Source organism: Streptomyces sp. B5E4, from assembly GCF_039871555.1.
Classification (GTDB): Bacteria; Actinomycetota; Actinomycetes; order Streptomycetales; family Streptomycetaceae; genus Streptomyces.
This window is the reverse complement of record NZ_JBDPMI010000038.1, coordinates 39,801-60,288: the sequence shown is the minus strand read 5'-3', so window position 1 is coordinate 60,288 and position 20,488 is coordinate 39,801. Positions and strand designations below refer to the sequence as shown.

Genomic DNA, 20,488 nt, shown 5'->3' with positions numbered 1-20,488 from the left:
ACAACCGATGCACGTTGCACGCCCGCCGGGCTATGGTGCGTCGAGTGCAGTGATGCTCCGGCACGCCGTCGGGGAAGGGGAACGCAGTGGCAGCGCACCAAGAGGTACCTCACGGCGGTGAGGACTGGCGATACGGCTACGGCCCGCAGTCCGACCGGCCGGGCATGCCGCCGCAGCATGGGATGCCCCCGCAGCCGGGCGCTCCAGGCGTACCGTACGCCGCCCCCGGCATGCCCCCGTCCCCGGGGCAGCCGCAGCCCCCGCCGCCGTACGGCGGCGGCCCGGCGCAGCACCGGGGCCGCCCTGCGCCCGCGCCGCAGCCCCAGCCCGCGGCGGCCGCCCGGGGCGCCCGTGCGCCCCGCAGCCCGCAGTCGCGGCTGGTGCGCCCGTACGCCGTGACCGGCGGCCGGACCCGGCCGCGTTATCAGCTCGCCATCGAGGCATTGGTGCAGACCACTGCCGACCCCTCCCGCCTCACTTCCCAGCTCCCCGAGCACCAGCGCATCTGCCGACTGTGCTATGAACTCAAGTCGGTCGCGGAGGTTTCCGCGTTGCTGACCCTCCCGCTGGGCGTCGCGCGCATCCTCGTGGCCGACCTCGCGGAAGCCGGCCTGGTCACGATCCACCAGCCGGGCGGCGGCGACTCCGCGGGGGGCCAGCCAGATGTGACTTTGCTCGAAAGGGTGCTCAGTGGACTTCGCAAGCTCTAGTGGTGTGGCCGGTTCTTCTCCGGCTCGTGCGACCACGTCGGCGAAGATCGTGGTGGCGGGTGGTTTCGGGGTGGGGAAGACCACGTTCGTCGGTTCGGTGTCGGAGATCAATCCGTTGCGTACCGAGGCGGTGATGACGTCGGCGTCTGCGGGGATCGATGATCTGTCGCAGGTGTCGGGGAAGACCACGACGACGGTGGCGATGGACTTCGGTCGTATCACGTTGGATCAGGATTTGATCCTGTATCTGTTTGGGACGCCTGGTCAGGATCGTTTTTGGTTCATGTGGGACGATCTGGTGCGTGGTGCCATCGGTGCGGTGGTGCTGGTGGATACGCGGCGGTTGGCGGATTGTTTCCCTGCGGTGGATTACTTCGAGAACTCGGGGCTGCCGTTCGTGATCGCGTTGAACGGGTTCGACGGTCATCAGCCGTACTCGCCGGACGAGGTGCGTGAGGCGCTGCAGATCGGGCCCGAGACCCCGATCCTGATCACCGACGCCCGCCATCGCTCCGAGTCCAAGTCGACGCTGATCACACTGGTCGAGCACGCCCTCATGGCCCGGCTCCGCTAACCCGTTTTGGAGTGCGGTCCGCGATCGGGTAATGTTCTGTCCGTCGCCGGGAACGGCGGCCACCGGAACAGAGCCCCCACCATGGGGGTTGTGTTTTGGTGGGGTATGGTGTAATTGGCAGCACGACGGATTCTGGTTCCGTTAGTCTAGGTTCGAGTCCTGGTACCCCAGCGCAACGCAGTTGCAGATGTCTCGCCCCCGTTGTGTAGCGGCCTAGCACGCTGCCCTCTCAAGGCAGTAGCGCCGGTTCGAATCCGGTCGGGGGTACAGGTCCTCTCCATCGCGAGGAGAGGATCGTCCAAAGGCCCCCGTTGTGTAGCGGCCTAGCACGCCGCCCTCTCAAGGCGGTAGCGCCGGTTCGAATCCGGTCGGGGGTACCAGCGAAGACTTCAAAGGGTCTCCCGTGCCGCGGGAGGCCCTTTCCCGTGCGGGTACGCGCCCTCAGCCCGTCCTGCGCAGCGCGTCCGTGAGCCGCGCGGCGGCGTCCACGACCGCCTGGGCGTGCATCCGCCCCGGGTGCCGGGTCAGCCGCTCGATCGGTCCGGAGACCGAGACGGCGGCCACCACACGGTTCGACGGGCCGCGTACGGGCGCGGAGACGGACGCGACGCCCGGCTCCCGCTCCCCGACGGACTGGGCCCACGCCCGGCGCCGTACGCCCGACAGCGCCGTGGCCGTGAACCGGGCGCCCTGCAGCCCCCGGTGCAGCCGCTCGGGCTCCTCCCAGGCGAGCAGCACCTGCGCCGCCGAGCCGGCCTTCATCGGCAGCGTGGAGCCCACCGGGACGGTGTCGCGCAGCCCCGAGAGCCGCTCGGCGGCCGCGACGCAGATGCGCATGTCGCCCTGGCGGCGGTAGAGCTGGGCGCTCTCGCCGGTGACGTCCCGCAGGTGCGTGAGCACCGGGCCCGCGGCGGCCAGCAGCCGGTCCTCGCCGGCCGCCGCCGCCAGCTCGGCGAGCCGGGGGCCGAGGATGAACCTGCCCTGCATGTCCCGCGCCACCATGCGGTGGTGTTCCAGCGCCACCGCGAGGCGGTGGGCCGTGGGGCGGGCGAGACCGGTCGCGGAGACCAGCCCGGCGAGGGTGGCCGGACCGGACTCCAGCGCGCTCAGTACCACAGCCGCCTTGTCGAGTACGCCTACGCCGCTAGAGTTGTCCATGCAACGATACTCGCGTCTCACACTGTGAAACGCAAGTTCATATTTCCGGGGAACGCGTCACCCTGGGGGGACCGGGCCCCCACGGGTGCGAGGGGAGCGGACGGTGCCGGCGCGCACCGGCACGGACATGCGCACACGCAGTTCGCAATCAACGACGATGGGAATGCGATGGGAAGGACACTCGCGGAGAAGGTCTGGGACGACCATGTCGTCCGGCGCGCGGAAGGCGAGCCCGACCTTCTCTTCATCGATCTGCACCTGCTGCACGAGGTGACCAGCCCGCAGGCCTTCGACGGCCTGCGCAAGGCGGGCCGGCCGGTGCGCAGGACCGACCTCACCATCGCCACCGAGGACCACAACACCCCCACCCTCGACATCGACAAGCCCATCGCCGACCCGGTCTCGCGTACGCAACTGGAGACCCTGCGTAAGAACTGCGCCGACTTCGGCGTCCGGCTGCACCCGCTCGGCGACGTCGAGCAGGGTGTCGTGCACGTCGTCGGCCCGCAGCTCGGGCTCACCCAGCCGGGCACCACCGTGGTCTGCGGCGACAGCCACACCTCCACGCACGGCGCGTTCGGCGCGCTCGCGTTCGGCATCGGCACCAGCCAGGTCGAGCACGTGCTCGCCACCCAGACGCTGCCGATGGCCCCGTTCAGGACCATGGCCGTGACCGTCAACGGCGAGCTGCCCGACGGGGTCACCGCCAAGGACCTGATCCTCGCGATCATCGCCCGCATCGGCACCGGCGGCGGGCAGGGCTACGTGATCGAGTACCGCGGCGAGGCCGTCGAGAAGCTCTCGATGGAGGCGCGGATGACGATCTGCAACATGTCCATCGAGGCCGGCGCGCGCGCCGGGATGGTCGCGCCGGACGAGACGACGTTCGCGTACCTGAAGGGCCGCCCGCACGCCCCGGAGGGCTCCGGCTGGGACGCGGCCGTCGAGTACTGGCGCACGCTGCGCACCGACGACGACGCGGTCTTCGACCGGGAGGTCGTCGTCGAGGCCGCCGAACTGGCCCCGTTCGTCACCTGGGGCACCAACCCCGGGCAGGGCGCGCCGCTGTCGGCGCAGGTGCCCGACCCGGCGTCGTTCGACGACGCCAGCGAGCGGCAGGCGGCGGAGAAGGCGCTGGAGTACATGGGCCTGACCGCCGGGCAGCCGCTGCGCGAGATCGCGGTCGACACCGTGTTCGTCGGCTCCTGCACCAACGGCCGGATCGAGGACCTGCGCTCCGCCGCCGAGGTGGTGAACGGCCGGCAGGTCGCCGACGGCGTACGGATGCTGGTCGTGCCCGGCTCCGTACGGGTCGCGCTGCAGGCCGTCGAGGAAGGGCTCGACAAGGTGTTCACGGCCGCCGGGGCCGAATGGCGGCACGCCGGTTGCTCGATGTGCCTGGGTATGAACCCCGACCAGCTCGCCCCCGGCGAGCGCTCGGCGTCCACCTCCAACCGCAACTTCGAGGGCAGGCAGGGCAAGGGCGGCCGTACGCACCTGGTCTCCCCGCAGGTCGCCGCGGCCACCGCCGTGACCGGCCGGCTGTCCTCCCCGGCCGACCTGATCACCGCGGAGGTCTGATCCATGGAAGCCTTCACCACCCACACCGGGCGCGCCGTGCCGCTGCGCCGCAGCAACGTCGACACCGACCAGATCATCCCGGCCCACTGGCTGAAGAAGGTCACCCGGGACGGCTTCGAGGACGGCCTCTTCGAGGCGTGGCGCAAGGACCCGGAGTTCGTGCTGAACAGCGCGGCGTACCGGGGTGGCAGCGTCCTGCTCGCCGGTCCTGACTTCGGCACCGGCTCGTCCCGCGAACACGCCGTGTGGGCGCTGCAGAACTACGGCTTCAAGGCCGTCGTCTCGTCCCGCTTCGCCGACATCTTCCGCGGCAACTCGCTCAAGAACGGCCTGCTGACCGTCGTGCTGCCGCAGGCGGACGTCGAGCGGCTGTGGGAGCTGGTCGAGGCCGACCCGCGGACCGAGGTGACGGTCGACCTGGAGGGCCTGGAGGTGCGCGCCGGCGGTGCGGCGGGGGAGCCCGCGTTCGCCGCGTCGTTCGAGCTGGACGAGAACGCCCGCTGGCGGCTGCTGAACGGTCTCGACGACATCAGCATCACCCTTCGGCACGAAGCCGACATCGCCGCTTTCGAGACGGGCCGGCCGGCGTTCAAGCCGCAGACCGTGCAGGGCTGACCGGCGGTTTCCGCCCCAGCCCAGGCCCCGCGCCCGCCACCGACCGGTGGCGGGCGCGGGGCTTTGTGCGCCGGTGCGTTGGCATGCCGACGGGCGACAACTCACCGCAGATGGCACAATCGGCGCATGGATCCCGACGGCCAACTCGCGCTCTACGAGGCCGTCGCCGCCGGGCTGAAGGAGGCCCACCGCCAGGTGCGCGAGGTGGCCGCGACGGACGCCGAACGGGCAGAGCTGACAAGGCGCCTGCTCGCCATCACGGGTGCCGCGAAGCACGATCTCGCCGGAGCCGCAAGGCGGCTGGAGCGGCTGCGGCGGGAGCTGGACGCGCGCTCGTAGCGGGAGTCCGTTGCGACACAAGGGTGATGAGAGACGTTTTGCCTTTGATTTGCGGTATATATCTGCCTAACGTGCGAAAAAGCTTGAACATTTCGTTCCGGCAATCAATGCCTCCGAAGGGGAAGACGTGAACAAGGCCCAGCTCGTTGAAGCTATTACCGACAAGATGGGTGGCCGCCAGCAGGCCTCCGACGCCGTGGACGCCGTCCTCGACGCGATCATTCGTGCGGTCGTCTCCGGCGAGCGTGTATCGGTCACGGGCTTCGGCTCTTTCGAGAAGGTGGAGCGCCCGGCGCGCTACGCCCGCAACCCGCAGACCGGCGAGCGCGTCCGGGTCAAGAAGACCTCCGTGCCGCGGTTCCGTGCGGGCCAGGGCTTCAAGGACCTCGTCTCCGGCTCCAAGCGACTGCCGAAGCACGACACGGCCGTGAAGAAGGCCCCGAAGGGCAGCCTGTCCGGCGGCACCAAGACCACCGCCAAGGCCGCCGCCAAGAAGGCCGCGGCGAAGAAGACGACGGCCAAGAAGGCCGCGGCGAAGAAGACGACCGCCAAGAAGGCCGCGGCCAAGAAGGCGCCGGCGAAGAGGACCGCGGCCAAGAAGTCCTCGGCGAAGAAGACGACGGCCAAGAAGGCCGCGGCGAAGAAGGCCTCCGCCAAGAAGACGGCCGCCAAGAAGTCGGCCAAGAAGGCCCCGGCGAAGAAGGCGACCGCCAAGAAGGCGCCGGCCCGCAAGGCCGCCGGCCGGCGGACCACCGCGAAGAAGACCACTGCCAGGAAGCGATGACGGACCCGGCGCAGGGTCCGCAAGCGGGGCCGGCTCCCCTCGGGGAGACCGGCCCGCGGCATGTCCGGGTCCGGCCGTGCGCCGCCGTACGGGACGGGGCGGGGGCCCCGGTCCGTAGCGTCAGAAGGTCTGCAGCGTCACCAGGACGATCCTGCGCGCCTCGCCCGCGCCCTCGGTCTCGATCCGCACCCGCTGCCCCGGCCTGAGCAGCCGCAGCCCGCCCGCCGCGAACGCGGCGCCGTCGAAGGGCAGCGGCGTGCCGTCGTCGAGGAGCACGCTGCCGCTGCGGGTCTGCGGGTCGTACGTGAACGCTGTGGCCTGCATGCGCGGCAGGTTACCGGCCGGCGCTCAGCCGCACACGCCGTCGCACGCCGCCCGGGCCCCCGGGGCGTGCTCCGGGCACCGGTCCGGTGGGCCGTTCCGGTCGCGGGCCCGCCCGCCGTACGCCTCCAGCCGGGCCAGCGCCGCCGCGGTGTGCCGCCCGACCCCCAGCGCCAGCGCCGCCCGCAGGTCCGCGCCCGTGTCGACGTCCTGCCGTACGGAGTCCACCCCGGTCAGCCCGATCTCCCGCGCCCCCGACGCCAGGTGCCGCGCCCGCGACGCCACCCCGAACCCCGGCGCCAGCGCCGCTCCCGCATCCGCCGCCAGCAGCGTCGTGCCCACGCCCGGGGCGTCGGCCAGGAACGCCCGGCCGCCGCCCGCGGCCGCGAGCACCCGGGCCAGCTCCGCGGGGCGCAGCGCCGGCAGATCCGCGTTCAGCGCCGCGACGGCGGCGCCGGGCTCCGCCGCCCGTACCCGCTGCTCTCCGTGCGTCAGCGCGGCGTTCAGGCCCGCCCGCGGGGTGTCCGGTACGACCCGCGCCCCCGCCGCAGCCAGTTGCCGCGCCGCCTCGGCGTCGTCCGTGACGACCGTGACCGAGGCCACCGCAGGGCAGTCGAGCGCCGCGGCCACCGTGTCGAGCGCGAACGCCAGCGCCAGCCGCCCCCGGCCCGGCTCGCCCGCCGCCGGGCCCAGCCGCGACTTCGCCAGCGCCAGCGGCTTCAGCGGTACGACGGCATGCCAGAGCCGCCGGTCCGGTCGGCCGGGGAGTTCCGTCTGCGCAGGTGCCGTGCGTTTCGTCATCGTCGTTACGCCCCATTGTCGCCTGTCCGTGCTCCGCGCGGCGGGGCGGGCCGGTCACATGGGCGTACGGTGTTCTCGACAGACGTGAGACCCGGGGCGAGACTGTTTCGGCCACGAAACGTGCACCGAGGAAAATCCGGGAAGGTGAAAAGGACCGTGTCACGGCGGAGGATCGGCTTCTGGTACCGGCTGGTCGCGGCCATCTGCAAGCCGCCGCTGAGGCTGCTCGTCAAGCGGGACTGGCGTGGCGCGGAGCACATACCGGCCGACGGCGGATTCATCACCGCCGTCAACCACAACTCGTATCTCGACCCGTTCTTCTATGCCCACTTCCAGTACAACACCGGCCGCGTGCCGCGGTTCCTGGCGAAGGACGGACTGTTCAAGAAGGGCGTCGTCGGCACCGTGATGCGCGGCACCGGGCAGATTCCCGTCTACCGCGAGTCGACCGACGCCTCCAAAGCATTCCGGGCCGCGGTCAAAGCCGTCGAGGACGGCGAGTGCGTCGCGTTCTACCCCGAGGGGACGCTCACCCGCGATCCGGACCTGTGGCCGATGAAGGGCAAGACCGGCGCCGCCCGGGTCGCGCTCGTCACCAGGGCGCCCGTCATTCCCGTCGCCCACTGGGGCGCCAACGAACTGCTGCCGCCCTACGGCAAGCCCCGGCCCTTCCCGCGCAAGACCTTCCACCTGCTCGCCGGGCCGCCGGTGGACCTGTCGGACTTCTACGGCAAGGAGCCCACCCCGCAGGTGCTCGCGGAGGTCACCGAGGTCATCATGGACGCCGTCACCCGCCTGCTGGAGGAGCTGCGCGGCGAGCAGGCGCCCGCGGCGCGCTTCGACCCGAAGACCGTGCGCGCCGCACAGCGCCGCCGCTCCGCGGACCGTAAGGAGAACTCGTGACGCGCTGCGCCGTCTTCGGCACCGGGTCGTGGGGCACGGCCTTCTCGATGGTGCTGGCCGACGCCGGCTGCCGGGTGACGATGTGGGGCCGCAGAGCCGCGCTCGTCGACACCCTCAACGCCACCCGCGAGAACCCCGACTACCTCCCGGGCGTACGCCTCCCCGACACGGTCACCGCGACCGCCGACCCCGCCGAGGCCGCCCGGGACGCCGAGTTCACCGTGCTCGCCGTGCCGTCGCAGACCCTCCGGGGCAATCTGGAGCACTGGGCGCCGCTGCTCGGCCCGGGCACCGTGCTCGTCAGTCTGATGAAGGGCGTCGAGCTGGGCACCGCCAAGCGCATGAGCGAGGTCATCGAGGAGGTCGTCGCCAAGGCGGGCGCCGGCGCGGGCGTCGCGGGCGGTCCCGACGGCGTACGCGGCCGGGTCGCCGTGCTCACCGGCCCCAACCTCGCCCGCGAGATCGCCGCCCGGCAGCCCGCCGCCGCCGTCGTCGCCTGCGCCGACGAGGAGGTGGCCCGCCGGCTGCAGACCGCCTGCCACACCCCGTACTTCCGGCCGTACACCAACACCGACGTCGTCGGCTGCGAACTCGGCGGCGCCGTCAAGAACGTCATCGGGCTGGCCGTCGGCATCGCCGACGGGATGGGCCTCGGCGACAACGCCAAGGCATCGCTCATCACCCGCGGCCTGGCCGAGACCGCCCGCCTCGGCAGCGTGCTGGGCGCCGATCCGCGCACCTTCGCCGGCCTGGCCGGCATGGGCGACCTGGTCGCCACCTGCTCCTCGCCGCTCTCCCGCAACCACACCTTCGGCACCAACCTCGGCCGCGGCATGACGCTGGCCGAGACCATCGCCGCCACCAAGCAGACCGCCGAGGGCGTCAAGTCCTGTGAGTCGGTGCTCGATCTGGCCCGCAGACACGCCGTCGACATGCCCCTCACGGAGACCGTGGTGAGCATCGTGCACGACGGGAAGCCGCCGCTCGTGGCGCTGAAGGAGCTGATGTCGCGCAGCGCCAAGGCGGAGGGACACTGACGTTCCCCGGCACAGCGGGTAGTGTGCGAGCGATGAGCAGCGAGCACTCCTACGAAAGCCAGGGCCGCAAGCCGCGCGTCGCCGTCGTTTTCGGCGGGCGCAGCTCCGAGCACGGCATCTCCGTGGTCACCGCGGGTGCCGTGATGGGCGCCATCGACCGGAACAAGTACGAGGTGCTGCCCATCGGCATCACCGCCGACGGACGCTGGGCGCTCACCGCGGACGACCCCGCGCGCATGGCCATCGCCGACCGCCAGGTGCCGCGCGTGGAGGAACTGGTCGACGAGGAGGCCGAGGACGGCGCCGTCGTGCTCTCCGCCGACCCCGGCAGCCGCGAGGTCGTCTACGCCGAGCCGGGGCAGGTGCCCAAGGCGCTCGGCGAGGTCGACGTCGTCTTCCCGATGCTGCACGGCCCGTACGGCGAGGACGGCACGCTGCAGGGCATGCTCGACCTGTCCGGCGTGCCGTACGTGGGCTCCGGGGTGCTGGCCTCCGCGGTCGGCATGGACAAGGAGTACATGAAGCGGGTCTTCGTCTCGTACGGGCTGCCGGTCGGCCCGTACGTGGTGATCCGGCCGCGCGAGTGGGACCAGGGCGCCCCCGGGCAGGAGGGCGCGGCGGCCCGTAAGAAGATCGTGGACTTCGCCGCCGACCACGGCTGGCCGGTGTTCGTGAAGCCCGCGCGGGCCGGTTCGTCCATCGGCATCACGAAGGTCGGCGAACTCGGCGCGCTGGAGGACGCGATCGCCGAGGCGCGCCGGCACGACCCGAAGATCATCGTCGAGGCGGCCGTCAGCGGACGCGAGATCGAGTGCGGCGTGCTGGAGTTCGAGGACGGGCCGCGGGCCAGCGTGCCCGCCGAGATCCCGCCGACCACCAGCCACGACTTCTACGACTTCGAGGCCAAGTACATCGACTCCGCCGACGGGATCGTGCCGGCCCCGTTGACCGGGGAGGAGACCGCCGAGGTGCAGCGGCTGGCGGTCGCCGCGTTCGAGGCGTGCTCCTGCGAGGGCCTGGTGCGGGCGGACTTCTTCCGCACGGAGGACGGCGCGTTCGTGATCAACGAGATCAACACGATGCCCGGCTTCACGCCCATCTCGATGTACCCGCGGATGTGGCAGGAGAGCGGCGTCAGCTATCCGGAGCTGGTCGACCGGCTCATCCAGGCGGCGCTGCGCCGCTCGACGGGGCTGCGCTAGCGGCCCCTTGCGGCCCCCGGTCCGTTGTCCGCGAGGGCGTCAGAGCGTGCCCGGGACGGACGTGTCGACCGCTTCCGCCAGGTCCGTCAGCGCGTTCACCTCGGGCGCGTACGCGCCGGGCACGGTGACCTCCACGAACGCCCCGCGCTGCGTGGTGGTGAAGCGGGCCCCGTCGTCCAGCTCCTCGTACAGCCAGTCGACGCCGTTCACGCTCACCGCGTCGGCGGTGGGGTTGTAGTGTTCACTCCCGGGCGTGAGCACCTCCGGCCTGGCCACGCCGCAGCGCAGCTCGACGGCCGGGTCACCCCACCCGGCGGTCAGCGCCGAGACCGGATCGGTCTCGCGGCGCTCCTGGCCGTCGACGGTGCCGGGCAGCCGGTCGGCGAGCTCGCGGCAGTGGTCCACGGCCTTCCCCTGCGGGGTCGGTACGGCCACCTGCGGCGCGCCGCCGCCGCCCCCGGAGCAGGCGAGCGGGGCGGCGAGCAGCAGCAGCGCGGCGGGCAGGCGGAGAGCGGAGCGGTATGGCCGGGTGGGGCAAAAGTGCAGGGCGGAGCGGTCGCTCCGTGCGCTGCGGCGCGCGGCGCCGGAGCGCCGGGAGGTGCGGGGCGGCCGGGACGGTGTGCTCATCACCGGCCGAGCATACGGGGGGCCTAGAGATGGACGACCGGACAGGTCAGGGTCCGGGTGATACCCGACACCTGCTGGACTCTGGCGACCACGAGCCGGCCGAGCTCGTCGACGGTGTCCGCCTGCGCGCGCACGATCACGTCGTACGGCCCGGTGACGTCCTCGGCCTGGATCACTCCGGGAATCTTGGCGATGACTTCGGCGACGGCCGACGCCTTGCCGACCTCGGTCTGGATCAGGATGTAAGCCTGTACCACGGAACCTCCAGGGGCGGCTTCGAGGATCATGGGGGGAGAGACGCAACCGTATCGCGTAGTCCGGCCGGCGCGGGAGGGTCGGGAGCGGCCGTGACGGGCGAGACCGCGGGCGCCGGGTTGACGGAAGGAGCGATCCGATGAGGGGCCACGGGCAGGGCCAGGGCACCGTGGGGGAGCTGGGCGAGTTCGGGCTCATCCGGGAGCTGACCTCCCGGCTGACCACGACCCCCGCGGTACGGATCGGGCCCGGGGACGACGCGGCGGTCATCAGCGCCCCCGACCGCCGGGTCGTGGCCAGCACGGACGTGCTCATCGAGGGCCGCCACTTCCGCCGCGACTGGTCCACGGCGTACGACGTGGGCCGCAAGTCCGCCGCCCAGAACCTCGCCGACATCGCCGCGATGGGCGCCGTCCCCACCGCCCTGCTCCTCGGCCTCGTCGTCCCCGCCGACCTGCTCGTCACCTGGCCCGCGGAGCTGATGGACGGCCTGCGCGACGAGTGCCAGGTCGCCGGCGCCGCCGTCGTCGGCGGCGATGTCGTACGGGGCGACGCCATCACCCTCGCGATCACCGCCCTCGGCGACATGCAGGGCCACGAGCCGATCACCCGCGCCGGCGCCCGCCCCGGCGACGTGGTGGCGGTGACCGGCTGGCTCGGCTGGTCCGCGGCCGGTCACGCCGTGCTGGCCCGCGGCTTCCGCTCGCCCCGCGCCTTCGTCGAGGCCCACCGCCGCCCCGAACCGCCCTACCAGGCGGGTCCGGCGGCGGCCGCGCTCGGCGCCACGTCGATGACGGACGTCAGCGACGGGCTGCTGGCCGACCTCGGGCACGTCGCGGCGGCGGGGAAGGTCCGTATCGACATCCGCACCGCGGCCCTCGACGTGCCCGGGCAGATGGCGGACATCGGCAAGGCGGTGGGCGTGGACCCGCTGCAGTGGGTGCTGACGGGCGGCGAGGACCACGCCATCGTGGCGACGTTCCCGCCGCAGGTGAAGCTGCCCGCGCGGTGGCGGGTCGTGGGCGAGGTGCAGGCGCCGTCGGCGACGGCGCAGGTGACGGTCGACGGCGAGCCGTGGCGGGGCGCGGCCGGCTGGGACCACTTCGGTGGCTGAGCCGGCGGGCGCCGGGGACGGCGGGAGCGCGCCCCCGCGGGTGCTGACCGTGGCCGGTTCCGACTCCGGCGGCGGCGCGGGCATCCAGGCCGACCTGAAGACGATGCTCGCGCTCGGCGTGCACGGCATGAGCGTCATCACCGCCGTGACCGCGCAGAACTCGCTGGGGGTGCAGGACAGTTGGACGCTGCCGGTGGCCGCGGTGCGCGGCCAGTTCCGCAGCGTCGTCGACGACATCGGGGTCCAGGCCGTCAAGACCGGCATGCTCGCGGGTGCCGAGACGGTGACCGCCGTCGCTCAGCTGCTGGCGGGGACGCCCGCCCCGGTCGTGGTGGACCCCGTGGGGGTCTCGACCCACGGCGACCGGCTGCTGGCCGCCGAGGCGCTGGACGTGGTGCGGACGCGGCTGCTGCCGGTGGCGACCGTCGTCACCCCGAACCTGGCCGAGGTGGCGTGGCTGACGGGGATACGGGTGGCGGGCGAGGCCGGCATGCGGCGGGCGGCGGCGGCGCTGCTGGCGTACGGGCCGCGGTGGGCGCTGGTCAAGGGCGGCCACCTGCCGGCGGACGAGGGCGCCGTGGACCTGCTGACGGACGGCACCGAGGAGCACTGGCTACGCGCGCCCCGGATCCACGTGCCGCACACCCACGGCACGGGCTGCACGCTGGCGAGCGCCGTCGCCGCGTATCTGGCGCGGGGGCGGGCGGTGCCGGAGGCGGTGGCGGCGGCGAAGGAGTACGTCACGGGGGCGATCGCCGCGGGGTTCCCGCTGGGGGAGGGGACGGGGCCGGTGGACCACGGGTGGCGGTGGCGCGTTGGCGGTGCGGGGCGGAGGACCTGAGGTCTGCGTGCCGTGAGGGCACGGGCCCGCGTTCCGTACGGGCGTGAACTCCCTTTCCCGTACGGCCCGGAGGGCCCCCGCGGACACGAGAGAGCCGGCCCACCTGCGGTGGACCGGCTCGCCGTGCGTGGGCGGCTGCGCTACGTCAGCGCGAGACCTTGCCCGCCTTGATGCACGAGGTGCAGGCGTTGAGGCGCTTCGGCGTCCCCCCGACCACGGCGCGCACCCGCTGGATGTTGGGGTTCCAGCGGCGGCGGGTGCGGCGGTGCGAGTGGGAGATGTTGTTGCCGAAGCCCGGCCCCTTGCCACAGACGTCGCAGTTGGCAGCCACGGGTCACTCCAAGCTTCTGATGCACGTACGGTCGGATCCCGGCAGCGCGCCCTTCTCCGGAAAGGAGCAGGTCGGCCGTGCCGGGGGAAGGAAGGCCCGGTACGGGACCGGGCAACCTGTGCAGCATACTACGGCGCTTCCCGGCGGAGGAAATCGCCGGTCCAGCGGCTACGCTGCGGCTACACCGTACCCGGCCGTGCCGTCGTCCGTTCCGAGGGGGTTGTGCAGGTGCTCGACGCCGCTTCCGTGCGGGCCTGGTGCGTCCTGGCCCTGGAGGCGCTGGGGCGCGGCCGGGAGGAGATCGACGCCGTCAACGTCTTCCCGGTCGCCGACGGCGACACCGGGACGAACCTCTACCTGACCGTGGAGTCGGCGGCGCAGGCGGTGGACGCGGTGTACGGGGCGTTCGCGGCGGAGGGCGCGGACGGCGGCGGCGTGGAGCCGGCCGTGGCCGACGTGCTGCGGGCGATGGCGCACGGGGCGCTGATCGGGGCGCGGGGCAACTCGGGGACGATCCTGGCGGAGCTGCTGCGGGGGCTGACGGGCGCGGTGGTGTCGGACGCGGCCTCCGGTGCGGACGCCGGCTCCGGCGCCGGGGAGCTGCTGGCCGTTGCGCTGCGGCGGGGCGCGGACGCCGCGCGGGCGGCGGTGGAGCACCCGGTCGAGGGCACGATGCTGACGGTCGCCGACGCCGCCGCCGCGGCGGCCGAAGGGGCGGGCGCGGGCGACGCGGCGCGGGTGGCGCGGGGCGCGTACGACGGCGCCCGGGAGGCGCTGGCCGCGACGCCCGGGCAGTTGGACGTGCTGCGCCGGGCGGGCGTCGTGGACGCCGGGGGACTGGGCCTGGTGGCGGTGCTGGGCACGCTGGCCGACGCGCTGAGCGGTGCCGCCCGCCCCACGGAGCTGGGGCTCGAAGGACCGGCGGGCCGCGGCTCCGCCGGCCGCAGGACCGCCGCCCGCCACGACCCCGGCGACGACGGCGGCGCGTGTGCGGTGCCGGACGGGGCCGGGCCCGCGTACGAGGTGATCTACCTGCTGGAGGCCGACGACGAGGCCGTCACCTGGCTCCGGCCGCGGCTCGACGGGCTCGGCGACTCCCTCGTCGTCGTCGGCGGCGACGGGCTGTGGCGGGTGCACGTGCACGTCGACGACGCCGGCGCCGCCGTCGAGGCGGGCGTCGAGGCCGGCCGCCCGTACCGCATCCAGATCACCCACCTCCCGGCCGGCGCCGCCTTCGCCGCGCCCCCGCGCGGTGCCTCCGGCGGCGGGCACGAGGGCCGGGCCGTCGTCGCCGTCGTGCCGGGCGACGGGCTTGCGGCGCTCTGCGCGGAGGCGGGAGCGGGCGTGGTGACCGTACGGGAGGGGGAGCCGCCCGCGAGCGGGGAGTTGGCGGAGGCGATGCGGCGGACGGGCGCGCGGGAGGTCGTCCTGCTGCCGAACGACGCGGAGTTGCGGCACACCGCGGCCGTGGCGGTCGAGGAGGCCCGGGCGTCCGGCATACGTGCGGCCCTCATCCCCACGCGGGCGGCGGTCCAGGGCCTTGCGGCGCTGGCGGTGCACGACCCGGGGCGTCGGTTCGACGAGGACGTGGTCTCCATGACGGCCGCGGCCGGTGCCACGCGGCACGCGGAGCTGGCGGTCGCGGAGCAGGAGGCGTGGACGACGGCGGGGATCTGCCGCCCCGGCGACGTGCTCGGGGTGGTGGAGGGCGACGTGGCGGTGGTCGGCACCGACCTCGCGGAGACCGCGGAGGCGGTGCTCGACCGGATGCTGGCGGGCGGCGGCGAGCTGGTCACGCTGGTACTGGGCCCGGACCTGCCCGCGGGCTTCGGCGCCCGTCTGGAGGCGCACGTACGGGGCGGGCATCTGGCGGTCGACACGGTGGTGTACGAGGGCGGCAGCCAGTCGGCACCGCTGCTGGTCGGGGTGGAGTAGCGGGCCGCTCGCTGCGGGGCGGCGCCCGGCGGAGGGGCCCCGGCCGCCGATCCCGCCGCACGAACGCCGGGTGGCGGCGATGCCTGCGGTGCGGGGTGCTGCGGCGGTCAGGGCCCGGCGGCGGCCTCAGTCGCCCGTGTAGGTCAGCAGCGCCCGGGCCTCGTCGAGGCGGGACTGCGCGGTCTCGGTGGCGGTGTCGTCGTCCGCGTACGCGGCGAGCACCGAGCGGGCTCGCTGCGCCGCCGCCCCGGGCCGGCCGAGGTCGGCCTCCAGCCAGGCGGCGAGGAGGTGGGCCCCGGTGTACTCGTCGCGGCAGTCGGGACCCAGCTCGGCGAAGCCGGCCACGGCGCGTACGACGTGGGCCAGGCCCTCCTCGTACGCGGCCCGGGCGGTGGCGGCGGCGGCCTCGTCGGGGTCGTGCGGCGTACCGCCGACGGCGGCGGTGATCAGGTCGCCGGTCTGCCGGTGCGTGGCGGCCAGTTCGGCGAGCAGGACGTCGCGGCGCCCCCCGCGGACCGGGGCGCCACCGGCGGCCGGGCCGGCTCCGCCCCGTCGCGGATCGCCGCCCGCCGACGGCGCGGAGGAAGGGGCGGCCGTGGGGTCCGGGACCGGCGTACCGGGCACGGGCGGTGCTCCCGCGGCCGCCGCTGCCGCGGCGTCCTCCGCCGCTCCGTCCCCGGCGGCCGGGGCCGTCCCCGCCGGGCCACCGGGCCCGGGCGTCGCCGCCAGGGCCGTCGTCAACTCCCGCTCCGCCTCCGCCATCAGCGCCCGGCCCGCCTCCGGTCCCGCCTGGGCCGGGCGCAGCGCCAGCCAGGCGCGGGCCCTGAGCGTGCGGATCAGGGACGGGACGTCACCCAGCTCCCGCCACAGCGCGCCCGCGCGCTCGTACGCGCGGGCGGCCTGGGTGTCGAGCTCCGCCGCGCTCAGCGACTGCGCGGCCAGCGTCGCCAGCATCGCGTGGTCGCGGCCGCCGCCCCCGGGCCGGCCCGCGGTGATCTCCGCGGCCAGTACGTACTGCTCGGCCGCCTGCTTGTGCTCCCTGAGCCGGCCCGTGGCGTCGCCCAGCCACCAGCGGGTCTGGACCAGGGAGTCCTCGCCGTGCAGCTCCGCGCTCAGGTCGGCGAGCGCGTCCTCCAGCACCGCCGCCGCCTCCGCCGCACGTCCGAGGCGGAGCAGGGCGCCGCCGAGGTGGTGGCGGGCCCAGGCGCCCATGTCGGCGGCGTCGCCGGCCTCGTCGGCCCAGAGGGCGGCTTCGAGCAGGTGCTCGGCGCCTTCGGCGTCGCGGCCGGTGTTGCAGAGGATGTCGGCGAGCTGCAGGTGCAGGCCCGCCTGCCCGGCGGGATGGGCGTGCACGGCGCCCTGTTCCAGCGCCCCGCGGGCGGCGCGCTCCGCGGTCTCGCGGTCGCCGAGCCGGGAGGCGATGGCGGCCAGCGCGGACTGGGCCCGCACCGCGTACCAGGGCACGCCTGCGGCGGCGTACGCGTCGACCGCCTGCGCGTACAGTGCCGCGGCGGGCTCCATCTCGCCGCGGTGGGCGGCGAGTTCGGCCCGGAGTTCGTGGGCCTCGGCGATCCGGCCGGCGACGACCGGATCGTCCGCGTACGGCGCGGCGAAGGCCAGCACCGCGGCCACCGCCTCGGCGGCGGTGCGGGGCGGGCCCGGGTCCGGGACGGGCGGCTCGCCGGGTGCCGCGTCCGCGGAGCCGGTGTCGCCGCGCATCGTGTGGATACGGGCCCGGCAGAGCAGCGCCGACGCCGCCTCGCCCGCCGTGGCGCGGCCCTCCGCGTGCAGCGCCAGCGCCCGTGCGCAGGGCTCCGCGACCGCCGCCAGGGCGTCCTCCGCACGGCCTGCGCGCGCCAGGGCGAACGCCGCGCGGGCGCGCGACGCCGCGGCCTGGCCCGGGTCGTCCGCGGCCTCGAACAGCTCGGCCGCCGTCCCGAGCAGGGCCGCGACCTCGCCGACCGCCGTGTCGGGGTGCATCGCGCGGTGGGCGGTCACCTCCGCGCGATCGCGGACGGGCAGCTCGGTGCCCGCCTCCGCCGCCGCGCGCGCCGCGTCCGCCCAGGCCCGTACCGCGTCGGGGTGGCGGGCCTGCGTCCGCTCCCGGGCCGTGGCCAGCAACTCCGCCACCCCGGGAGGTTCCGCGGGTGCTGCGGCGGCGGGCGACGCCGAGGCACCGGCCGTGCGAGCCGCGGCCCGCCGCGCGGGCCGGCCCACGCGCAGCCCCAGCGGCAGCCGCTCCGCCAGCGGCTCCCGCGCCATCCGCTCGCGTACGCCTTCCGACACCGCCGCCGTGCCGTTGCGCGCGTCGAAGCGTGCCGCCAGCGCCAGCGCCTCGCGCTCCGCGTACGCCCCCAGCTCGGCGACCGTCCACTCCCGGCCAGGACTCCCGGCCCCCGGCGGGCCCACCACCGGCTCCGCACCGAGGCCCAGCCCCGCCAGCCGCCGTGCCAGCAGCGCCGTCACCGCCAGGTACGCCATCAGGCTCGACGGCTCACCCCGGTCCGTCAGATACGCGGGACGCTCCGCCAGCAGTTCGAGACCCCGCGCCTCGTTGCCCGTCAGCGCGCAGAACTCCACGTGCCGCGCGAACGCGAACCGCATGCTCTCCATCCGCCGCACCATCCGGTGCCCGCGCAGATGGTTGGCCCGCGCCTCGTCGACGCGGCCCAGCCGCAGCAGCGGCAGCAGCGACTCCGCCAGCGTGGCGTGCGGCTCGTGCGCGCAGGCGTGCACGCCGCCGAGCACCGGCGCCCACAGCTCCAGCGCCGCGGCGTCGTTCCCGTGCCCCGCCTCCCAACTGCCCTGGCCGCGCAGCTCGCAGGCGTGGCAGTCGCTCGTGGCGTCGCGCTCCGCGGCGCGCCAGGCGGCGTACGCGCGGGCGGCGCGCGCGTCGTCGCCGACGTGGTCGGCGATGTGGTACTCGGCCTGCCGCACGGCACGTTCGCTGTGGCCCGCGAGGCGGTAGCGGCGCTCCATCTCGGCGAGCCACTTCTCCATCGCCGCCAGCGGGATGTGCGGCTGGTCGGTCATCCCGGAGGAGACCCACTTGAACATCCAGAACAGGTGGTGGGCGTCCTCCTCGTCGAAGTCGTCGGGACGCTCGTCCCACATGCGCAGCAGCCGCGCGAAGGGGACGAACATCTTGTCCTGCTCGGAGCTGAAGTTGTACGTCTGCAGGAGGTGGATCAGGCCCTCGACGACGAATGCGGCCTGGCCCGTCTGCTCCGCCTCGGCGAGCAGCCGCTCCGCGCCCGCGTTGCGGCCGGGGCCCTCCGGCTCCTGCGCGTTGTCGTGCATCGCCTGGCGGAACGCCTGGATGTCGGCGGGGGGCACGGCGGGCCCGGGGGAGGGGGCAGAGGTGCTCATCGGCCGTCCTCCCCGCCGGTGCCACGGTCGCCGCCGCCCGCGGGGTCCGCGGCCCCCGGCGGGTGCGTCGCCCACTCCAGCAGACCGGCGAACGCCCGGTTCAGCAGAGCCGAGTCGGCCGGGCGCAGCGGGCGCTGCGCCATCAGCAGCGCCTGCCCGTACAGGGCCTCGACCGCGCTGCCGACCAGCTCGGGGGCGCCGAGGGAACCGATCCGGCGCACCAGCGGGCTGCGGTGGTTCAGCACGAGCCGGGCGCGCGGGGCGCCGTCGCGCAGGCTGCCGAGGATGTCCGCCCACAGCTCGTCGGCCTGCTCCTCCTCGTCCGCGCGGGCCCGTTCGTGCCGGGCGGCGCGGTCGTCGAGATGGAGCGCGGGCACCGTCAGCGGGTGGAAGGCGCGGAGCACGACGTCGCAGGCGAGCGGATCGAGGCGGGCGCGGGCGACGCCGAGGAAGCCGGACAGGGCCAGTTCCTCGGCCGGGTCGACGCCGTCCAGGTGCGCGGTGACGGTGTCCGGGTCCAGCTCGGCGACCGCGGTCCCGGGGCGTACCCGCGGCAGCAGCTCGACCAGCTCCGCGTCGTAGGTGTAGCCGCCGTTGACGACGCCGATGCCCTGCGCGGAGGCGATCGGCGCGACCTGCCGGAACTCCTCCACGCTGCGGGTGAAGTGCACCACCGGGTGGCGCTGGGCGAACTCGTCCAGCGAAAGCTGCCCGTCGGTGGTCTCGAACGGCAGCCACGGCAGCATCGTGCGCAGCATCTCCTCGTCGTGCCTGGCCAGCGACTTCACGCCCAGGTGGTGCACGGAGAGGAACTGGGCGAGCCGGTCCGGATCGCCGGTGGCCAGCGACGTCAGCCAGTCGCGTAAGGCGCCGCCGAGCGCCTCCCGTACGGCCAGGAGCGTCTCGTCCTCGTACAGCGCCTCCCGCGAGGCGGTCGGGCGCAGGCTGTCGGTGTCGACGACGCAGCGGACGAAGAACGCCCAGTCGGGCAGCAGCCCTTCGGCACGCGCGGTGAGCAGCATGCCCTTCAGATGCACGCGGTGCCCGGCGCGCTGGGCGGGGCTGACGGCCGACGGCAGCACGTACGCGACCCCGCGCACGCCCGCGAGCGGCACGTCCAGCTCGACGGAGTCGAGCGGGGTGAAGCCGAAGACGTCCCGGCAGTGGCCCGCGAGCGCCACCCGGCGGGCGGCCGGGCTCGGGTACGGGCGGTCCCAGACGGCGGGCAGTTCGGTGACCGGCGTCTCGCCGACGCGCACGTCGTACGGCAGGAGCGAGCCGAAGTCGCGGGCGAGGGCGGCGACGCGGGCGGGCTCGAACCACTCGGCGCAGCCCGGCCGCGGCGTCAGGTACACGGTGGTGCCGGGCTCGGGGCGGGCGGCCGGGGGGAGGGTCCGTACCGTGTACGAACCGTCGTCGGCGGCCGTCCACTCCACCGGCGGCGCCTCGGGATCCCGCGCCGACCTGCTGACCACCCGGATCCGCTCCGCGACCAGGAAGCAGGCCAGCAGCCCGATGCCGAACTGCCCCAGGAACTCGGCCCGCGCGGACTCCAGGCCCCCGGCGCGCTTGGAGCTGCGGCCGATGGTGGCGAGCAGCTCGTGCACCTCCGCCTCGGTGAGCCCCACCCCGCTGTCCTCGACGCGCAGCCCGGCGGCCGGGTCGCCGCCGTCCTCCGCGGCGCCGCCGGTGACGGGCTCCGCGTACAGCCGGATCCGGTCCGGCGCGCCGGGGTCGGCCGCGCGCCGGGCGGTGACCGCGTCGACGGCGTTCTGCAGCAGTTCGCGCAGGTAGACCCGCGGGCTGGAGTACAGGTGGTGGGAGAGCAGGTCCACCAGCCCGCGCAGATCGACCTGGAAGGTGTGGGACGAGGCGGGCGCAGCGTTCTCAGATGTCATCACGGGAGCGCCGGCGGGGGGTGGAAGGGCGGCGCGGGTCGGGCGATCCCGATCGGCGTCGGTGATCGCGAAGGGGAGTTCGAGGCGGACCAT

Annotated in this window: 20 protein-coding genes and 3 tRNA genes; 15 read left to right on the top strand and 8 right to left on the bottom strand. The window is 74.5% G+C overall.

The window, feature by feature from the left end; all coding sequences use genetic code 11:
* The first annotated feature begins 164 nt into the window (after positions 1-164).
* The 5 genes from ABGA99_RS32730 to ABGA99_RS32710 all read left to right on the top strand — a co-directional run bounded on the left by ABGA99_RS32730 (position 165) and on the right by ABGA99_RS32710 (position 1,664).
* Positions 165-710, top strand: coding sequence for a DUF742 domain-containing protein (locus ABGA99_RS32730; RefSeq protein WP_347584066.1), 546 nt, complete (start codon positions 165-167; stop codon positions 708-710).
* Positions 691-1,284: an ATP/GTP-binding protein gene (locus ABGA99_RS32725; RefSeq protein WP_347581216.1), complete on the top strand. Its 594-nt coding sequence runs from the start codon at positions 691-693 to the stop codon at positions 1,282-1,284. The genes ABGA99_RS32730 and ABGA99_RS32725 overlap by 20 nt, the downstream gene beginning before the upstream one ends.
* A 99-nt stretch (positions 1,285-1,383) precedes the next feature.
* Positions 1,384-1,455: transfer RNA gene (locus ABGA99_RS32720), tRNA-Gln, on the top strand.
* Between the two features lie 23 nt (positions 1,456-1,478).
* A tRNA-Glu gene (locus ABGA99_RS32715) sits at positions 1,479-1,551 on the top strand.
* 37 nt (positions 1,552-1,588) lie between these two features.
* Positions 1,589-1,664, top strand: a tRNA-Glu gene (locus ABGA99_RS32710).
* A gap of 61 nt (positions 1,665-1,725) precedes the next feature.
* Here ABGA99_RS32710 and ABGA99_RS32705 read toward each other — a convergent pair.
* The gene (locus ABGA99_RS32705; protein WP_047018299.1) at positions 1,726-2,442 is read right to left on the bottom strand and encodes an IclR family transcriptional regulator; all 717 of its coding nucleotides are present in this window, start codon (positions 2,440-2,442) and stop codon (positions 1,726-1,728) included.
* 168 nt (positions 2,443-2,610) lie between these two features.
* Here ABGA99_RS32705 and leuC point away from each other — a divergent pair, with 168 nt between their 5' ends.
* From leuC to ABGA99_RS32685, 4 genes are all read left to right on the top strand, one after another.
* Entirely contained in the window at positions 2,611-4,023 is a 1,413-nt protein-coding gene (gene leuC / locus ABGA99_RS32700) for a 3-isopropylmalate dehydratase large subunit (RefSeq protein WP_347584063.1), read from the top strand.
* Positions 4,024-4,026: 3 nt separating this feature from the next.
* A complete protein-coding gene (gene leuD, locus ABGA99_RS32695) occupies positions 4,027-4,638 on the top strand; it encodes a 3-isopropylmalate dehydratase small subunit (protein ID WP_347581214.1) in 612 nt (203 codons plus the stop codon).
* 126 nt (positions 4,639-4,764) lie between these two features.
* Positions 4,765-4,977 carry a hypothetical protein gene (locus ABGA99_RS32690; protein WP_047018302.1) on the top strand — a complete coding sequence of 71 codons (213 nt, stop codon included), beginning with the start codon at positions 4,765-4,767 and terminating at the stop codon, positions 4,975-4,977.
* 127 nt (positions 4,978-5,104) lie between these two features.
* The gene (locus ABGA99_RS32685; protein ID WP_347581213.1) at positions 5,105-5,761 is read left to right on the top strand and encodes an HU family DNA-binding protein; all 657 of its coding nucleotides are present in this window, start codon (positions 5,105-5,107) and stop codon (positions 5,759-5,761) included.
* A 120-nt stretch (positions 5,762-5,881) separates the two neighbouring features.
* Here the strand turns inward: ABGA99_RS32685 and ABGA99_RS32680 are convergent, their stop codons facing one another.
* Together ABGA99_RS32680 and cofC are read right to left on the bottom strand one after the other, a co-directional pair.
* A complete protein-coding gene (locus ABGA99_RS32680) occupies positions 5,882-6,085 on the bottom strand; it encodes a hypothetical protein (RefSeq protein ID WP_101421246.1) in 204 nt (67 codons plus the stop codon).
* 24 nt (positions 6,086-6,109) lie between these two features.
* Complete coding sequence (gene cofC / locus ABGA99_RS32675) at positions 6,110-6,883, bottom strand: 2-phospho-L-lactate guanylyltransferase (RefSeq protein WP_347584062.1); 774 nt, start codon at positions 6,881-6,883, stop codon at positions 6,110-6,112.
* A gap of 156 nt (positions 6,884-7,039) precedes the next feature.
* On the opposite strand from cofC, the gene ABGA99_RS32670 reads away from it, so the two are divergent.
* From ABGA99_RS32670 to ABGA99_RS32660, 3 genes are read left to right on the top strand one after another with little or no spacing between them, the layout of a single operon-like run.
* Entirely contained in the window at positions 7,040-7,786 is a 747-nt protein-coding gene (locus ABGA99_RS32670; RefSeq protein WP_347581211.1) for a lysophospholipid acyltransferase family protein, read from the top strand.
* Positions 7,783-8,823 carry an NAD(P)H-dependent glycerol-3-phosphate dehydrogenase gene (locus ABGA99_RS32665; RefSeq protein WP_347581210.1) on the top strand — a complete coding sequence of 347 codons (1,041 nt, stop codon included), beginning with the start codon at positions 7,783-7,785 and terminating at the stop codon, positions 8,821-8,823. The genes ABGA99_RS32670 and ABGA99_RS32665 overlap by 4 nt, the downstream gene beginning before the upstream one ends.
* Before the next feature lie 32 nt (positions 8,824-8,855).
* On the top strand, positions 8,856-10,025 hold the full coding sequence (locus ABGA99_RS32660; protein ID WP_347584061.1) for a D-alanine--D-alanine ligase family protein: 1,170 nt from the start codon (positions 8,856-8,858) through the stop codon (positions 10,023-10,025).
* A gap of 39 nt (positions 10,026-10,064) precedes the next feature.
* Here ABGA99_RS32660 and ABGA99_RS32655 read toward each other — a convergent pair whose 3' ends face one another.
* Positions 10,065-10,652, bottom strand: coding sequence for a DUF3515 domain-containing protein (locus tag ABGA99_RS32655; protein ID WP_347581226.1), 588 nt, complete (start codon positions 10,650-10,652; stop codon positions 10,065-10,067).
* 23 nt (positions 10,653-10,675) lie between these two features.
* Entirely contained in the window at positions 10,676-10,909 is a 234-nt protein-coding gene (locus ABGA99_RS32650) for an Lrp/AsnC ligand binding domain-containing protein (protein WP_018839656.1), read from the bottom strand.
* Between the two features lie 137 nt (positions 10,910-11,046).
* On the opposite strand from ABGA99_RS32650, the gene ABGA99_RS32645 reads away from it, so the two are divergent.
* A complete protein-coding gene (locus ABGA99_RS32645) occupies positions 11,047-12,021 on the top strand; it encodes a thiamine-phosphate kinase (protein WP_347581208.1) in 975 nt (324 codons plus the stop codon).
* Positions 12,014-12,862, top strand: coding sequence for a bifunctional hydroxymethylpyrimidine kinase/phosphomethylpyrimidine kinase (gene thiD / locus ABGA99_RS32640; protein ID WP_347584060.1), 849 nt, complete (start codon positions 12,014-12,016; stop codon positions 12,860-12,862). Before ABGA99_RS32645 ends, thiD begins: the two co-directional genes overlap by 8 nt.
* A 145-nt stretch (positions 12,863-13,007) precedes the next feature.
* Here the strand turns inward: thiD and rpmB are convergent, their stop codons facing one another.
* Positions 13,008-13,193, bottom strand: a complete 186-nt coding sequence (gene rpmB, locus ABGA99_RS32635) for a 50S ribosomal protein L28 (protein ID WP_018839653.1) — start codon at positions 13,191-13,193, stop codon at positions 13,008-13,010.
* A 222-nt stretch (positions 13,194-13,415) separates the two neighbouring features.
* Between rpmB and ABGA99_RS32630 the strand changes: the two genes are divergently transcribed.
* Positions 13,416-15,128: a DAK2 domain-containing protein gene (locus tag ABGA99_RS32630; RefSeq protein WP_347584059.1), complete on the top strand. Its 1,713-nt coding sequence runs from the start codon at positions 13,416-13,418 to the stop codon at positions 15,126-15,128.
* Positions 15,129-15,254: 126 nt separating this feature from the next.
* On the opposite strand, the gene ABGA99_RS32625 is transcribed toward ABGA99_RS32630, so the two are convergent.
* Both ABGA99_RS32625 and ABGA99_RS32620 read right to left on the bottom strand, forming a co-directional pair.
* Positions 15,255-18,497, bottom strand: a complete 3,243-nt coding sequence (locus tag ABGA99_RS32625; RefSeq protein ID WP_347584058.1) for a tetratricopeptide repeat protein — start codon at positions 18,495-18,497, stop codon at positions 15,255-15,257.
* Complete coding sequence (locus ABGA99_RS32620; RefSeq protein ID WP_347581204.1) at positions 18,494-20,395, bottom strand: HSP90 family protein; 1,902 nt, start codon at positions 20,393-20,395, stop codon at positions 18,494-18,496. Before ABGA99_RS32620 ends, ABGA99_RS32625 begins: the two co-directional genes overlap by 4 nt.
* Between the last annotated feature and the right edge of the window lie 93 nt (positions 20,396-20,488).

Coding starts and splice junctions, on each gene's coding strand:
- ABGA99_RS32690 (WP_047018302.1), top strand. CDS start 4,765: ATGGATCCCGACGGCCAACTCGCGCTCTACGAGGCCGTCGCCGCCGGG.
- leuC (WP_347584063.1), top strand. CDS start 2,611: ATGGGAAGGACACTCGCGGAGAAGGTCTGGGACGACCATGTCGTCCGG.
- ABGA99_RS32655 (WP_347581226.1), bottom strand. CDS start 10,652: ATGAGCACACCGTCCCGGCCGCCCCGCACCTCCCGGCGCTCCGGCGCC.
- ABGA99_RS32625 (WP_347584058.1), bottom strand. CDS start 18,497: ATGAGCACCTCTGCCCCCTCCCCCGGGCCCGCCGTGCCCCCCGCCGAC.
- ABGA99_RS32705 (WP_047018299.1), bottom strand. CDS start 2,442: ATGGACAACTCTAGCGGCGTAGGCGTACTCGACAAGGCGGCTGTGGTA.
- ABGA99_RS32730 (WP_347584066.1), top strand. CDS start 165: ATGCCGCCGCAGCATGGGATGCCCCCGCAGCCGGGCGCTCCAGGCGTA.
- ABGA99_RS32680 (WP_101421246.1), bottom strand. CDS start 6,085: ATGCAGGCCACAGCGTTCACGTACGACCCGCAGACCCGCAGCGGCAGC.
- ABGA99_RS32645 (WP_347581208.1), top strand. CDS start 11,047: ATGAGGGGCCACGGGCAGGGCCAGGGCACCGTGGGGGAGCTGGGCGAG.
- leuD (WP_347581214.1), top strand. CDS start 4,027: ATGGAAGCCTTCACCACCCACACCGGGCGCGCCGTGCCGCTGCGCCGC.
- cofC (WP_347584062.1), bottom strand. CDS start 6,883: ATGACGAAACGCACGGCACCTGCGCAGACGGAACTCCCCGGCCGACCG.
- ABGA99_RS32620 (WP_347581204.1), bottom strand. CDS start 20,395: ATGACATCTGAGAACGCTGCGCCCGCCTCGTCCCACACCTTCCAGGTC.
- ABGA99_RS32660 (WP_347584061.1), top strand. CDS start 8,856: ATGAGCAGCGAGCACTCCTACGAAAGCCAGGGCCGCAAGCCGCGCGTC.